Origin of the sequence: Vibrio amylolyticus, assembly GCF_023145695.1 — a bacterium.
Taxonomy (GTDB): domain Bacteria; phylum Pseudomonadota; class Gammaproteobacteria; order Enterobacterales; family Vibrionaceae; genus Vibrio; species Vibrio amylolyticus.
In genome coordinates, this window is the sequence record NZ_JAJHVV010000001.1 from 596,461 (window position 1) to 612,143 (window position 15,683).

Here is a 15,683-nt window from a genome sequence, read left to right on the forward strand (position 1 = left end):
ACCGAGCCAGTATTCGTCGCCCTACTAGAGGGCGACAATCTTATCATTTAAACCGAGCGATTCACTAACATGGTCTTAATATGACCAATGGCTTTCGTCGGATTTAATCCTTTAGGACAAACACTTACACAATTCATGATGCCATGGCAACGAAAAACGCTAAATGCATCATCAAGATTCGATAAACGTTCATCTGTCGCTGTATCACGGCTATCAATTAACCAACGATAGGCAGCAAGCAGCCCAGCAGGGCCAATAAACTTATCAGGGTTCCACCAAAACGATGGGCAAGATGTCGTACAACACGCACACATAATGCACTCGTAAAGGCCATCTAGATGTGCACGTTCATCTGGGCTTTGTAAGTTTTCACGAGACGGTGGCAAATCACCATCAGTCACTAAGAATGGTTTAACTTTAGAGTAGTTATCGTAAAACTGCGTCATATCTACGATCAAATCTCTAACCACCGGTAAACCAGGAAGCGGACGGATAACAATTTTACTTTGATCGGTTAATGCAGATAGCGGTGTGATACACGCTAATCCATTTTTTCCGTTCATGTTAAGGCCGTCGGATCCACATACACCTTCACGACATGAGCGTCTAAATGAAATCGTTGCATCCTGCTCTTTAAGCAAAATCAACGCATCAAGTAGCATCATGTCCGAGCCTTCTTCTACTTCCAGCTCGTAATCCTTCATGTACGGCTTATCATCCGTATCAGGATTATAGCGGTACAAAGAGAAATTCAATTTCATAATATGGTCCTCTCCTTAGTACGTACGAGCTTTTGGTGGAAATGCTTCACGATGAACAGGTTCCATATTTACACCACGCTTAGACATACTTTCCGTCTCAGGGTTGTAAAGAGAGTGGCATAGCCACTGTTCATCATCACGGTCTGGGAAGTCAAAGCGAGCATGTGCGCCTCGGCTCTCAGTACGGAAGTTCGCAGCTACAGCGGTAGCAAATGCAGTTTCCATCAGGTTTTCTAATTCTAAACACTCGATACGCTGAGTATTGAATTCCGTTGATTTATCTGATAGGTGAGCATTTTTCAGACGTTCTCGGATTACCTTAAGCTCTTCAAGGCCGTTAGCCATTGCGTCACCTTCACGGAAAACTGAGAAATTATTCTGCATACATTGCTGAAGATCTTTACGAATGACAGCAGGGTCTTCACCATCTGTACTATTCTCCCAACGATTATAACGCTCTAGAGAACGCGCAATATCGTCTTCCGTCGCAGGTTTCGCTTCTGCTTGTTTCTTCAGCGTTTCGCCAAGGTGCAAGCCAGTTGCGCGACCAAATACCACTAAATCAAGTAGTGAGTTACCACCAAGTCGGTTTGCACCGTGAACCGACACAGACGCGATTTCGCCACAAGCAAATAGACCTTGTACTTCAACATCAGTACCAGACTCATCTTGTTTAATCGCTTGACCAGATACCTGGGTAGGAACACCACCCATCATATAGTGACAAGTTGGGATAACTGGAATTGGTTCTTTAACGGGGTCAACGTGAGCAAAGGTGCGAGATAATTCACAAACACCAGGTAGACGAGACTCAAGTGTCTCTTTACCTAAGTGATCAAGCTTAAGTTTAATGTGAGGACCCCATGGCCCATCGCAACCACGACCTTCACGGATTTCAATCATCATTGAACGCGCAACAACATCACGACCAGCTAAGTCTTTCGCATTAGGAGCATAACGCTCCATAAAGCGCTCACCATCTTTATTAAGAAGATAACCACCTTCACCACGACAACCTTCAGTAACCAGTACACCAGCGCCGGCAATACCGGTTGGGTGGAACTGCCACATTTCGATATCTTGCATCGGTACGCCAGCACGAATCGCCATACCAACACCATCACCCGTATTAATGTGAGCATTGGTTGTTGAAGCGTAGATTCGGCCTGCGCCACCCGTTGCTAAAATCGTCGCTTTCGCTTTGAAATAACAAACCTCACCCGTTTCCATACAAAGTGCTGTCGTACCTAATACGGCACCATCTTCATTTTTAACAAGGTCAAGTGCATACCACTCCGAAAAAATCGTCGTCTTATGCTTAATATTCTGCTGGTAAAGCGTATGAAGAAGCGCGTGACCTGTACGGTCAGCTGCTGCTGCGGTACGTGCCGCTTGTTCACCCCCAAAGTTCTTTGACTGGCCGCCAAAAGGACGTTGGTAAATTTTGCCATTATCGAAGCGAGAAAATGGTAAGCCCATCTTTTCTAGCTCAATAACTGACTCAGGACCGTTCTTACACATGTACTCAATTGCGTCTTGGTCACCGATATAATCGGAACCTTTCACAGTGTCATACATGTGTTGTTCCCAGTGATCTTCATGGGCATTGCCCAGCGCTACAGTGATACCACCTTGAGCGGATACAGTATGGGAACGAGTAGGAAATACTTTTGATAGCAAGGCACACGAAAGTCCTTGCTCTGAAATTTGAAGGGCAGCGCGCATACCTGCGCCACCAGCGCCGATTACAACGGCATCGAACTCACGTACTGGAATAGTCACTTACGCACCCCACAAAATAAAGAAGCCAGAAAAGAAGTAGCTTAACAATGCAATCACAATCACTAGCTGTAATCCGCCACGAAGCTTAGAACACTTAATGTAGTCGGTAAGGACCTGCCATAAACCGATCCAGGCATGGATCAGTACAGAGGTCAGTGCCAGCATTGTAAATACTTTGGTAAAGGCACTACCGAAAAATTGAGTCCAAGAGATGTAAGAGATATCCCCAGAGAACGCAAAAAAACTAACTAAGTAGATTGTGTAGAGGGTCATGATAATAGCGGTGGCACGAATCAATAGAAAATCGTGTACCCCATTACGCCCGAATGATGAGACATGCTTTACCATACTAATACTCCTGCAAGAAGTGATAGAACGGCAGTGGCAGCAAAAGCGACTTTAGCACTTAAAGCTCCAGTATCGAGTTCTTCAAAATAGCCTAAATCCATCATCAAATGACGAATGCCACCAACAATGTGGTAGGCCAAGGCAGTTGCGATTCCCCAAAGAACAAACTTCATAAAAAAGCCACTAACAAGGTCACTGGCTTCTTTGAATCCTAGTGGGGACTCAAGGGAAATAGACAATAGCCACAACAATATACCAATAGCAACAAACGTAATTACCCCTGACACTCGGTGCAGGATAGATGCGATTGCTGTTATCGGAAAGCTAACTGTCTGTAAATCTAAATTAACAGGTCTTGACTTTCTTTCTTTCACGGGCTTGCTCACTCAGCTCCATTGAGCATTTATTGTTATTAACGAATCTCGTGCAAAAACCGATAAAAGTTAACATCAAAACAACAAAAACAGGGGTAATCGCCCCAGTTAATTGTAAATAAAATGTTAACAACAAAACTTAAAAACCTACCTCTCAATTGTTTCAAGCCTTGAATTTATAAGGTTTTCAACGGAAATTTCAGGTTAACTATACGACCGGCAACATTCTAATACAATTGATGTAACAAATTTTGCTACATAGAACAGATTTTTAACTTATTTGCCATAAAAAGTTACGGTAAGTGCACACATCGAAGGAGAAAAATTGACTTTATAGACGAACACACGTACAAAAATGGCACATAAACATCCTGGATGGATTAATAAAAACAAAGGAGAATGTTATGGCGGATAAGAAAGCAACCCTTCACATTGAAGGTTTAGCGCCAATCGAGCTACCAATTATGGACGGGACTGTCGGCCCTGAAGTAATCGATGTTCGTAAACTAGGAGCTAATGGATATTTTACCTTCGACCCGGGTTTTCTTGCCACTGCATCTTGTGAGTCTCAAATCACTTATATCGATGGCGGCAAAGGTGTTCTATTACACCGTGGCTATCCTATTGATCAATTAGCGAATAACGCAGACTACCTAGAAGTATGTTACATACTTCTTTATGGTGAAGCCCCAAATCGTGAGCAATACGAAGACTTTAAACGCACTGTTACTCGCCACACTATGGTCCATGAGCAAATTGCTAGTTTCTACCACGGCTTTAGACGTGATGCTCACCCAATGGCGGTAATGTGTGGTGTGGTTGGCGCACTCGCTGCCTTCTACCATGACTCACTAGATATTAATAACGATACTCACCGTGAAATTGCGGCTTATCGTTTGATTTCAAAAATGCCTACACTTGCGGCAATGTGTTACAAGTACTCAATCGGTCAACCGTTCATTTACCCAAGAAATGAGCTGAGCTACGCTGAGAACTTCCTACACATGATGTTTGCAAACCCATGTGAAGAGTACGAAGTAAACCCGGTTGTTGCTCGCGCAATGGATAAAATCTTTACTCTACACGCGGATCACGAACAAAACGCCTCAACGTCAACAGTACGTCTAGCAGGTTCATCGGGTGCTAACCCATTCGCTTGTATAGCTGCGGGTATCGCATCGTTATGGGGACCAGCTCACGGTGGTGCTAACGAAGCGTGTCTACGTATGCTAGAAGAAATCGGTAGCGTTGATAATATTGAAGAGTATGTCGCAAAAGCGAAAGATAAAGACGACCCATTCCGCCTAATGGGCTTTGGTCACCGTGTTTATAAGAACTACGATCCTCGTGCAACGGTTATGCGCGAAGCGTGTCACGATGTTCTTAAAGAGCTTAATATTAATGATCCACTGCTTGATGTTGCAATGGAGCTGGAACGTATTGCTCTTTCTGACGAGTATTTCGTTGAGAAGAAACTTTACCCGAACGTAGATTTCTACTCTGGTATCATCCTAAAAGCGATTGGTATTCCAATCTCTATGTTTACAGTTATCTTTGCGATGTCTCGTACTGTCGGTTGGATTGCACACTGGAATGAAATGCACAGTGATCCAAGCAACCGAATTGGACGTCCACGTCAACTTTACATGGGTAAAGAGAAACGTGATTTCCAACCTCTACATGAGCGTGATTAATTACTGTTTCGTTGTATTTATATAACGACCAGCTTCAGTTAAATATAAAGAAAAAGCTTGCCTATTTCGGCAAGCTTTTTTATTTTCTTTCAAATATAGCTCTTAGACAGGATTATCAATATCAACAAAGATCACTTCAATCTGGTGTTCTTTTTCCAACCACTCTCCTAATGCTTTAATACCATAGCGCTCGGTCGCATGATGGCCTGCCGAAAAATAGTGAATATTTAGCTCTCTAGCAGTGTAAGTTGTGCGTTCTGATATTTCTCCCGACACAAACGCATCAAGGCCATGTTGAGCAGCAAGTTCAATATAATCTTGTCCACCACCAGTACACCAACCTACTGTCTCAATCACTTTTTCAGCATTATCCGGGGCAATGTGCAAAGCTTCGCGGTTCAGAGTCTTGCTAATTTTCTGCGCAAACTCTTCACCTGTTAAAGAAGCAGTCAAACGACCAAACATGGCGACAGACTGAGCATGCCCCTCTAGCCCACCCTCGACTTCTATATCCAAAAGCCTAGCTAGTTCTGCGTTATTCCCAAGTTCTGGGTGAATATCAAGTGGAAGATGATACCCATATAAATTGATATCATTTTTTATTAGCGCGCGAATACGCTTCCCTTTCATTCCTCGGATAGGCGCTGGTTCACCCTTCCAAAAATAGCCATGGTGAACCAAAATAGCATCTGCCTTTAACTCAATGGCCTTATCTATTAATGCTTGTGATGCGGTTACCCCTGTGACTATCCTATTAATTTGCGCACCACCTTCTACTTGAAGGCCATTTGGGGCGTAGTCTTTAATCAGATGAGGGGAGAGCTTCTCATTGAGGATTTTTTCAAGCTGTAGATTATTCATGATGCATTCCGATGATGTCTTTACTTATTATCTGTTGACCAAAGTGTATACTCTGGTGGCTAATGGTTACAATAGTGGCCTATGGAAATTCAATAGGATTATGGATGAACCAACTTCAACGTTTCTATCGATGGGTCGCTTCTACCCCCTCACTATTTCAACTACAGCCTCCCTTTGTTGATTTTCGTGGTATCGATGTTTCAGATCTAAGCTCATCAGAGGTTTATGATGGTAACCGAAGACTTGGCTTTCTCTATCAACACTTATGTACCAAGTTGATTGAAAACATCCCCGACTATCAAGTTGAACTCGATGAAATCCAGATCAACTCGGCATCTGGACAAACCATCGGAGCGATAGATTTGATACTACACAATATTGATACTCGTTCTTATGAGCACTGGGAAGTCGCGATCAAATTCTACCTGCTCCATAAAGGAGTTTGGTATGGGCCAAACGCTCATGACCAACTCGATAAAAAACTCGATAGAATGCTGTCTCATCAACTTAAGATGAGTTCAGTAGACGAATTTACCCAAAAATATGATGGCTTCGGTTCATTGAGTGAGCACCTACTAATGCAAGGGCGCTTATACGTGAACCCTTTCTCCCCAGAACCGATTCCAACAGAGTGTTTAGGGTTTGAACTCAACTCAAGCCAGATTTCAGGATATTGGTGCTACCAAAGCCAATGGCATCTCATTGATGTGCCTCTATACGCATTAGAGAAATCCAATTGGGCGATAGGCACGGATACCTTTGATGAACTCGAAGAAAAGCCTAAAGAAGGTTTTATTCACGCTCAAACCAAGAAAGGCAAATTTTGGTTTGTTGTTCCCGATAAATGGCCTAACTGATCAGCGTACTTAAATGCCAGACACAAAAAAGGCGACCACTAGGCCGCCTTTCCAATTATGAATTCGCTCTATAATCCTGCATCAGCAAACACTTGATTTACAATCTCTTGAGCTTCCGCTTCAATTTGAGCTAAATGTTCTGAGCCTTTGAAGCTTTCACAGTAGATCTTATAGATATCTTCTGTGCCTGAAGGGCGTGCTGCAAACCAACCATTTTCAGTCGTCACTTTAAGACCACCAATCGCCGCACCATTTCCCGGAGCATGGGTTAAGCGCGCTGTAATCGGCTCACCCGCTAATGTTTCCGCTGATACCATTTCGGCTGATAGCTTCTTCAAAATATCTTTTTGAGGGCCGTTCGCAACCGCTTGAATACGGTTGTACTTAGAAGCGCCATGTTTCGCAGCTAGCTCTTCGTAGTATTCTTGAGGGTTCTTACCCGTTACCGCCGTAATTTCAGCCGCTAGCAAACAAAGTAAGATACCGTCTTTGTCTGTTGACCAAGGTGTACCATCTTTTCTTAGGAAAGAGGCACCGGCACTCTCTTCGCCACCAAAGCCGAACTTACCTTCGTACAAGCCATCGACAAACCATTTGAAGCCTACTGGAACTTCACACAGTTCACGGCCTAAATCAGCAACGACGCGATCAATAAGTGCACTTGAAACTAATGTCTTACCCACGGCAACATCTTTGCCCCAACCTCCACGGTTGCGATATAGGTAATCAATACAAACAGCTAGGAAGTGGTTTGGATTCATCAAACCTTTTGGCGTAACTATGCCATGGCGATCGTAATCTGGATCATTACCAAACGCTAAGTCATAGTCGTCTTTAAGTTCTAATAGACCCGCCATTGCGTACGGTGATGAGCAGTCCATACGAACGACGCCATCTTTATCCAGAGACATAAATTGGAAAGTTGGGTCAACCGCTTCGCTAACCAGTGTAAGATCTAGGTTATAAGCCTTGCCAATTTGACGCCAATAATCAATCCCAGAGCCGCCTAATGGATCGACACCCAGTTTCAGACCCGACTTTTGGATGGCTTCCATATCGATGACATTCACTAAGTCCTCAATGTAAGGCTTCACAAGGTCCACTTGCTTAAATAACGGAGAGACTTTCGCTTGTTCAAGAGGCATGCGTTTAACGCCTTGCATCTCTTCAGCAATAAGTGCATTAGCACGGTTTTCAATTGCTTTCGTCAGTGCGTCTTCCGCAGGTCCACCGTGTGTTGGGTTGTACTTAATACCACCATCTTGCGGTGGATTATGGGACGGCGTAATAACAAGGCCATCCGCTTTTTCTTGATGCGTTTCATTGTATGTAAGAATCGCATGAGACACGCCTGGTGTTGGCGTGTAACCATTATCTTCTTGGGTGATGACTTCAACGCCGTTCGCAATAAGAACTTCTAGCACGCTAAAGAACGCAGGCTCTGATAAAGCATGCGTATCTTTACCGACAAAAAGTGGGCCTGTCGTCCCTTGCTCAGCACGAATTTCAGCAACCGCTTGAGCAATCGCTAAGATATGGTTTTCATTGAATGTCGACTTGTCAGCCGTACCGCGGTGACCCGATGTACCAAATTGAACCTGATGCTCAGGGTTTCCCGCAATTGGTTTTAATAAAAAGTAGTTTGAGACTAAAGCTGGAATGTTGTGCAAATCTTTTTGTTGTGCTTTTGTTCCAGCCCTTGGATGCATAGCCATTAGTGACGTCCTTTCTTGGTAGTTTTAAAACAATAAAAAGCCTCACAATAGTTTGCTAAGAAGCGCGTTACGGTGAGGCTCTAAATAAAATTCTAAATGGTGTTAATTACCTTTTCGATTAAGTCAGCTGGGAAGTTCATTCTTGTCATCAGCTGCTCAGTCATTTGTCGTTTACGACTTGTATTATTATTGGTAATAACCCAAAACTGTGTATTTGGTATCGCTTTCGGTTTGGTTGTATTTCCGTTTGCCAATAGCGTCTGTTCGTTATCGGCAAAGTAAACTCGCTTACGCCCTTTTACTTGAGTGGCTTCTGAAAAGCTAGTTGGATTAATGCGATGTAGAGTCGACAGAACCAACATAAATCGATCAATAGCTTTTTTCAGGCCCGCAAACTCATCTGATATTAATAATGAACGCATCTCTTTCACGCTATCAACAACAGGTGTTTTCCCTGCATCTTTACTGACCACGATGCTTTTCGCTGCAGCTGGTACTTGCGTCTCTTTCTGAGTTACCGGTGCAGCTTCAGATTTCTCATCCAGTAAACGGCGCAGAATGTCTGACGCACTTTCACCAATATGTTGAGTCTGGCTCGCAATATAACGGTATAGATCCTCATCTACCTCAATTGTTTTCATTCGCTTTTCACAATCTCTATGTTTAAACTCTTGGGGATTATAGCGAGATCTTTGCTGATACTCTACGTCAAACCAATCATGAATAAGATAAAAATGTCACAACTACTGAACTATAAACTCGAAGGCTCAGGTCAAACTCTGGTTTTACTCCATGGTCTATTCGGAAACTTGGATAATTTGGGGTTACTTGCTCGCGATCTTGTCAAAGATTACCAAGTTTTGAGTGTCGACTTGAGAAATCATGGTTTGTCATTTCATTCAGACAAACATAGCTATCACACTATGGCAGAAGATGTCGTTGACCTGCTCTCTCACCTTGGTCTATCTAATGTCATTTTGATTGGCCACTCAATGGGTGGAAAGGTCGCTATGAAAGTCACTGAACTTATTCAAGCAAGAGTTCAAAAACTGATTGTCTTAGACATGGCCCCCGTCTCATATACCGTCCATCGCCATGAAAATGTTTTATATGGGCTGCAAGCTGTCATTGATGCGAAACCAAGCAATAGAAGTGACGCAATATCTTTAATGTCAGAGCATATAGAAATTGAAGGTGTTAGACAGTTCTTAAGTAAATCACTCTATCGAGTAAACGATGCGATGGCATGGCGCTTTAATGTCGACGCTATCATTGACAATTATTGGGGCATATTAGGCTGGCACACTTTGTCAGCCATTGAGGTACCTACTCTCTTTGTGAAAGGGGAACAATCAGATTATTTACTTGCTGAACATCAAGCTGATATTCAGAAACAGTTCCCAAACGCGAAAGCGCATATCGTTTCAAATACGGGTCATTGGCTACATGCCGAAAAGCCTAAAGAAGTGATCCGTGTGATTCGAAATTTCATATAGTCAGTTTTATCGATTGGATCTAAGATTTTGATAAATGCGATGCATTAACTTTACCGTTTAACAATGGTATAGTGCGCGCAAGTAAATTGGCATAAAGGGATATCATGCTCTACGACTATATGAACATACTCGAGTCTATTGGCTTGGACTTACTTTTTGCATCTATCTTCTTCCTTATCGGTATGGCGATTAAAGATGTTCTCAAGCAAGGTAATGTTCCTCCATTTGGGCGTCGTATTGTATGGCTAGTTCTCTTTCTTGGCTGCGCTGGGTTTATCACTAAAGGATTAATCCAAATAAGCTGGGAAGGTACAGGGCTTGGCTAACCACTATCTCGCTGTCACCCGATACAGATAATATTTAAGGTAATGATTCTATGGCAAGTGTAGGTATCTTCTTTGGTAGCGACACCGGCAACACTGAAGCTGTTGCTAAGATGATTCAAAAGCAACTAGGTAAGCAACTAGTTCACGTTCAAGACATCGCAAAAAGCAGTAAAGAAGACATTGATAATTTTGATCTTCTTCTTCTTGGTATTCCAACTTGGTACTATGGCGAAGCTCAATGCGATTGGGACGATTTTTTCCCTGAGTTAGAAGGCATTGATTTCTCTACCAAGCTAGTTGCTCTATTTGGTTGTGGTGATCAAGAAGATTACGCTGAATATTTCTGCGATGCGATGGGCACAATCCGTGACATCGTTGAAGCGAAAGGCGGCACTATTCTAGGTTACACTTCTACCGAAGGTTACGAGTTTGAAGCATCAAAAGCACTTGTTGAAGGTGATGAGAGCCAATTTGTTGGCCTGTGTATCGATGAAGACCGTCAACCAGAGCTAACTGACTCACGCGTTAACACGTGGGTAGCTCAGATTCACGAAGAGATGTGCTTAGCAGAACTGGAAGGCTAGTCATCCAGTTGTTTACCTAAGCAACGCTTAATCGATTCAAGAAACCTCCCAAGTGGAGGTTTTTTTATTGCGCCTTTCTAAATGACCAACTAATCTTCTACTCGGTTCTATATTTAGGCTTTTTTCTAATATACAGCTTTCTTTGTACTTCAGAGACAACCTCTCCTTTATTGTTCTTCACATGAATAACAAATTCTGGAAAACACTTATCACCATTTATCGTACTTTCATAAATGGCGTCGAGTTGTGGCTGTGAAATCATAAAGTCAGCAAAAAGATCACTTCCTCCCGGCTTGATAAAGTTAATGCTTGCCTCTTTATCCCAAACAAAATATTGCTCACGGAGAATGCCCATGAGCATCAATGAATAAACGGGATCTGTCAGCGAAAATATGCTGCCTCCATACTGGGTACGATTGGCATTTTTATTCCACCACCTCAACTTCAATTTCATTTTCACCTCTCTGAAGTCTTCACTGATGGAAATGATTTTTATACCTGCCCCCCAAAACGGTGGCCAACTATTAAGAGCAAACTTGACGATACTTGGCTTATAAATTTTTGATAGAAATACGTCCATAACAATGTTGACCTTCACATAAGAGAACGAAATTGTTACACAAAACACACTGGTCAGACATGTTTAATGGCTATTTTTGCAACGTTTATCAAGCATTCATAATAACCCTTTGAAGTTGACGGTTTATTGTTGGGAAGCACTGACTTATAATAACGAGAATATTAGATTCTGTTACGACCGCAGAGCATCAACAGGAAAGTGTATGTCAGACAATAACCAAGCGTTAAAAAATGCGGGTCTTAAAATAACCCTACCAAGGCTTAAGATTTTAGAGATTCTGCAACAACCAGCTTCTCAGCACATTAGTGCGGAAGATCTGTACAAGAAGCTGATAGATCTTGGTGAGGAAATTGGTTTAGCCACCGTGTACCGTGTTCTTAACCAATTTGATGATGCAGGTATTGTAACCCGCCATCACTTTGAAGGCGGCAAGTCTGTTTTTGAACTTTCAACTCAGCAACATCATGATCACCTAGTTTGCCTAGACTGTGGAACTGTGATTGAGTTTGCAGATGACCTTATTGAAGAACGTCAAAAAGAGATCGCGAAGAAGTTTAATGTTGAGCTGACTAACCACAGCCTTTACCTCTACGGCAAATGTGCAAGTGGTGATTGTAAAGAGAAAGCAGACGCTCATAAGCCGAAATAAATCTTTTTAAACAATAAAAAAATGCCAGCATCAGCTGGCATTTTTGTTTTTGAACTTAATTTCGCTTACTTAGCCGACCCAAGTATCACGTAAACCGACAGTGCGGTTAAACACTAATGCGTTTTCTGTCGAGTCTTTTGAATCAACACAGAAATACCCTGTTCGTTCAAACTGATACCCTTGCTCCGCTTTCGCTGATGCTAAACTTGCTTCAACAAAACCGTTCATTTTCACCAAGGATTCTGGGTTAATTGTCTCAGAGAAGTTATCTTCAGCCGCTGGGTTTGCCACTGTAAATAAACGATCGTAAAGACGAATCTCAGCAGGTAATGCCTTATCTGCAGAAACCCAGTGAATCACACCTTTTACTTTACGACCATCAGCAGGGTTTTTGCCTAGCGTTTCGTTATCGTAAGAACAGAAGATAGTAGTAATATTGCCTTCCGCATCTTTCTCAATACGTTCAGCTTTAATTACGTAAGCACCACGTAAACGCACTTCTTTCCCTAGAACCAAACGCTTGTATTTCTTGTTTGCTTCTTCACGGAAATCATCACGTTCAATCCAAACTTCGCGGCTAAACGGAACGTCACGTGTGCCCATTTCTGGTTTGTTTGGGTGGTTAGAAACGGTCAATGTTTCAACACTGTTAGCATCAAAGTTTTCGATTACAACCTTGATAGGATCAAGAACTGCCATCGCACGAGGAGCATTTTCATTGAGATCGTCACGAATACAAGACTCAAGAGAGCCAAATTCAATCATGTTCTCTTGCTTGGTCACACCGATACGCTTACAGAACTCACGGATAGAGCCTGGCGTAAATCCACGACGACGTAGGCCTGAAATTGTCGGCATACGAGGGTCATCCCAACCTTCAACAAGGTTATCAACGACAAGCTGGTTTAGCTTACGCTTAGACATAACCGTATATTCAAGGTTAAGACGACTAAACTCATACTGACGAGGCTGACAATCAATAGTAATGTTCTCAAGAACCCAGTCATAGAGACGACGGTTATCTTGGAACTCAAGCGTACATAGAGAGTGCGAAATACCTTCTAACGCATCAGAGATACAGTGAGTAAAGTCATACATCGGGTAGATGCACCACTTGTCTCCTGTTTGATGATGATGTGCAAAACGGACACGGTAAATCACTGGATCACGCATTACCATAAATGACGAGCTCATATCAATTTTAGCTCGTAGACAAGCAGTCCCCTCTTTAAAGCCGCCATCGCGCATCTTTTCAAACAGTTCGAGGTTCTCTTCAGGGCTACGGTCACGATACGGGCTTGCTTTACCTGGCTCTTTTAGCGTGCCACGATATTCACGAATTTGATCAGGGCTCAACTCATCGACGTATGCTAAGCCTTTATTAATAAGCTCAACTGCATAACTATACAGCGTATCGAAGTAGTTTGATGAGTAGCAGATATCGCCTGACCATTCAAAACCGAGCCAGCTTACGTCGTTCATGATTGACTCAACGTATTCGACATCTTCTTTTTCAGGGTTGGTATCATCAAAGCGTAGATTACACTGACCCTGATAGTCCTGAGCAATACCGAAGTTCAAACAGATGGATTTAGCGTGTCCAATGTGCAAGTAACCGTTCGGTTCCGGTGGAAAACGAGTATGCACGCTAGTGTGTTTGCCATCCGCTAAATCTTTATCAATGATCTGGCGAATGAAATTCGATGGACGAGCCTCAGCTTCAGTCATCTATAGCACCTCAATATGGTTTAGTATTGTTCAGAAAATATAGCCGTTTATGATCCACAATTCTGCGCCTTTACACAATAAGTTCTCGCACTAATTTTCCAATTAGTGGTCGATTCAATGAAGAGTCGTACGATCTGCACTCAATTATCTCGCGAGTTAACCGACATTGTTCCTATCTCAAAATATTGCAGACACAAAAAAGCCCCCCAAAATGGGAGGCTTTAAAATATTACTTACTTGTCGTAATTAGCGACTAAGGAAGTTTTACTTCAGATAGGTCTTCACCAGCACCGATTGCTTTCATTTCGCCAGCAACGATTTCAGCCAGTGGGCCTAGGATAACTTGAAGGTTATTCTCACCAAGTTTCACTACACCTTTAGCACCTAGTTTCTTAAGTACAGCTTCATCAGCGATAGAGCGGTCTTTAAGCGTTAGACGTAGACGTGTGATACAAGCATCGATTGATGTTAGGTTCTCATGACCACCTAGTGCTTTAAGGTATTGACGTGCAACGTCACCCTTAGGAGCATCACCAGCTGGAGCAGCTGCTTCATCTTCATCTTCACGGCCAGGCGATTTAAGGTTAAATGCGCGGATAGCGAAGCTGAATGTGAAGAAGTATAGAGCACCGAATGCTAGACCAATCAGTAGTAGAACGAATGGTTTAGTTGCTAGACCCCAGTTCAATACGAAGTCGATAAGACCAGCAGAGAAACCAAAGCCGTGTAGCGTACCAAACATGTTAGCAACAACTAGAGACAGACCAGTGAACACCGCGTGCATTGCGTATAGTGCAGGCGCTAGGAATACGAACATGAACTCTAGAGGCTCTGTAATACCTGTTAGGAATGAACAGAATGCAACAGAGAATAGCGCACCACCAACTTGGCTACGTTTTTCAGCAGGAGCTGCTAGGTACATAGCAAGAGCTGCACCAGGTAGACCAAACATCATGACAGGGAAGAAGCCGTTCATGAATACGCCAGCGCCTTTATCACCACCGAAGAAACGGTGTAGGTCACCCGTTTTCACTGTTTCAGTTACTTCTTTAACAGTTGCTACGATTTCTGGGTTTACTGAGTTAGCAAATTCAAATGTGTACTCTTGACCAACAACTAGTGTTTTAGCAAGTGCAGGGTCAATACAAAGTTGAGAGAAGCCTTCTGCAGCTACGATGATCTCTTGACAAGAGCCCATGCCGAACCAGAAGTACGAGTTAAGAACATGGTGAAGACCAACAGGGATAAGTGCACGGTTAAGAGTACCGTAAACGAATTGACCAATTGCGCCAGATGTAGAAACTGCGTGAGCAAGAGCATCTAGACCAGACTGAACTGCAGGCCATACAACACCGAAGATTGCACCAGCAACTAGAGCAAATAGACCAGCCATAATTGGAACTAGACGTTTGCCAGAGAAGAATGCTAGCCACTCAGGAAGACGAGTTGCGTGGAATGCATTGTAAGAGTGACCTGCGATGATACCTGCAAAGATACCGCCGAAGAACGACATGTTTACACTTGCATCAATATTTGTTGCTGTTGCAGTCAGTACAAAGTAAGCAACTGCGCCAGCAAGACCTGCTGCACCGTTACCATCTTTCGAAAGACCGATAGCTATACCCAAACCAAACAACAATGGTAGTTGGCTGAAGATTGCGTTACCAGCAGATGCCATGAATGCGATATCTAGTAGATCTGGCTGACCCAGACGTAGTAGTAATGCCGCAATCGGTAGCGTTGCGATAGGTAGCATTAGAGCTTTACCTAACTTTTGCGCGTATCCAAGAATATTCACCTTAAGTTCCCCCTATAGGATTTAATATTTTTTGCGAGCGACTTATTTCGGTCACTCAATTTAGTCACACTCAGTTTATGATATTAATTTTGCTCCGCAAATTAAAACCTCACCATTTGTGATCCTAATC

General features: G+C 42.9%; 16 protein-coding genes. 6 read left to right on the forward strand and 10 right to left on the reverse strand.

Annotated features, from left to right (window positions below):
- Positions 1–47: 47 nt before the first annotated feature.
- Genes KP803_RS02665 through sdhC form a run of 4 tightly spaced genes read right to left on the reverse strand, consistent with a single transcriptional unit; the run spans position 48 to position 3,277 of the window.
- Complete coding sequence (locus tag KP803_RS02665) at positions 48–761, reverse strand: succinate dehydrogenase iron-sulfur subunit (protein ID WP_248007277.1); 714 nt, start codon at positions 759–761, stop codon at positions 48–50.
- A gap of 15 nt (positions 762–776) precedes the next feature.
- Positions 777–2,543, reverse strand: a complete 1,767-nt coding sequence (gene sdhA, locus KP803_RS02670) for a succinate dehydrogenase flavoprotein subunit (RefSeq protein WP_248007278.1) — start codon at positions 2,541–2,543, stop codon at positions 777–779.
- On the reverse strand, positions 2,544–2,891 hold the full coding sequence (sdhD, locus tag KP803_RS02675; protein WP_248007279.1) for a succinate dehydrogenase, hydrophobic membrane anchor protein: 348 nt from the start codon (positions 2,889–2,891) through the stop codon (positions 2,544–2,546).
- Positions 2,885–3,277, reverse strand: a complete 393-nt coding sequence (gene sdhC, locus KP803_RS02680; protein WP_248007280.1) for a succinate dehydrogenase cytochrome b556 subunit — start codon at positions 3,275–3,277, stop codon at positions 2,885–2,887. The genes sdhD and sdhC overlap by 7 nt, the downstream gene beginning before the upstream one ends.
- Before the next feature lie 392 nt (positions 3,278–3,669).
- Between sdhC and KP803_RS02685 the strand changes: the two genes are divergently transcribed.
- A complete protein-coding gene (locus KP803_RS02685) occupies positions 3,670–4,959 on the forward strand; it encodes a citrate synthase (RefSeq protein WP_248007281.1) in 1,290 nt (429 codons plus the stop codon).
- Positions 4,960–5,061: 102 nt separating this feature from the next.
- On the opposite strand, the gene KP803_RS02690 is transcribed toward KP803_RS02685, so the two are convergent.
- Positions 5,062–5,820, reverse strand: a complete 759-nt coding sequence (locus tag KP803_RS02690) for a Nif3-like dinuclear metal center hexameric protein (RefSeq protein WP_248007282.1) — start codon at positions 5,818–5,820, stop codon at positions 5,062–5,064.
- A gap of 104 nt (positions 5,821–5,924) precedes the next feature.
- Between KP803_RS02690 and KP803_RS02695 the strand changes: the two genes are divergently transcribed.
- Positions 5,925–6,677, forward strand: a complete 753-nt coding sequence (locus KP803_RS02695; RefSeq protein ID WP_248007283.1) for a DUF1853 family protein — start codon at positions 5,925–5,927, stop codon at positions 6,675–6,677.
- Between the two features lie 68 nt (positions 6,678–6,745).
- Here the strand turns inward: KP803_RS02695 and pgm are convergent, their stop codons facing one another.
- Together pgm and seqA are read right to left on the reverse strand one after the other, a co-directional pair.
- Positions 6,746–8,392, reverse strand: a complete 1,647-nt coding sequence (pgm, locus tag KP803_RS02700; RefSeq protein ID WP_248007284.1) for a phosphoglucomutase (alpha-D-glucose-1,6-bisphosphate-dependent) — start codon at positions 8,390–8,392, stop codon at positions 6,746–6,748.
- Between the two features lie 92 nt (positions 8,393–8,484).
- Positions 8,485–9,033, reverse strand: a complete 549-nt coding sequence (gene seqA, locus KP803_RS02705; protein ID WP_248007285.1) for a replication initiation negative regulator SeqA — start codon at positions 9,031–9,033, stop codon at positions 8,485–8,487.
- A gap of 93 nt (positions 9,034–9,126) precedes the next feature.
- Here seqA and KP803_RS02710 point away from each other — a divergent pair, with 93 nt between their 5' ends.
- The 3 genes from KP803_RS02710 (at position 9,127) to fldA (ending at position 10,798) form a co-directional block, all read left to right on the forward strand.
- On the forward strand, positions 9,127–9,888 hold the full coding sequence (locus tag KP803_RS02710; protein ID WP_248007364.1) for an alpha/beta fold hydrolase: 762 nt from the start codon (positions 9,127–9,129) through the stop codon (positions 9,886–9,888).
- A gap of 104 nt (positions 9,889–9,992) precedes the next feature.
- Complete coding sequence (locus tag KP803_RS02715; protein ID WP_248007286.1) at positions 9,993–10,214, forward strand: DUF2788 domain-containing protein; 222 nt, start codon at positions 9,993–9,995, stop codon at positions 10,212–10,214.
- Between the two features lie 50 nt (positions 10,215–10,264).
- Complete coding sequence (gene fldA / locus KP803_RS02720) at positions 10,265–10,798, forward strand: flavodoxin FldA (RefSeq protein ID WP_248007287.1); 534 nt, start codon at positions 10,265–10,267, stop codon at positions 10,796–10,798.
- A gap of 97 nt (positions 10,799–10,895) precedes the next feature.
- Here fldA and KP803_RS02725 read toward each other — a convergent pair whose 3' ends face one another.
- Positions 10,896–11,378, reverse strand: a complete 483-nt coding sequence (locus KP803_RS02725) for a DUF4442 domain-containing protein (protein ID WP_248007288.1) — start codon at positions 11,376–11,378, stop codon at positions 10,896–10,898.
- 202 nt (positions 11,379–11,580) lie between these two features.
- On the opposite strand from KP803_RS02725, the gene fcrX reads away from it, so the two are divergent.
- Entirely contained in the window at positions 11,581–12,027 is a 447-nt protein-coding gene (gene fcrX / locus KP803_RS02730; RefSeq protein ID WP_248007289.1) for a ferric iron uptake transcriptional regulator FcrX, read from the forward strand.
- A gap of 69 nt (positions 12,028–12,096) precedes the next feature.
- Here fcrX and glnS read toward each other — a convergent pair whose 3' ends face one another.
- Both glnS and nagE read right to left on the reverse strand, forming a co-directional pair.
- Entirely contained in the window at positions 12,097–13,755 is a 1,659-nt protein-coding gene (glnS, locus tag KP803_RS02735; RefSeq protein ID WP_248007290.1) for a glutamine--tRNA ligase, read from the reverse strand.
- Positions 13,756–14,008: 253 nt separating this feature from the next.
- Positions 14,009–15,511: an N-acetylglucosamine-specific PTS transporter subunit IIBC gene (gene nagE, locus KP803_RS02740; RefSeq protein WP_248007365.1), complete on the reverse strand. Its 1,503-nt coding sequence runs from the start codon at positions 15,509–15,511 to the stop codon at positions 14,009–14,011.
- Between the last annotated feature and the right edge of the window lie 172 nt (positions 15,512–15,683).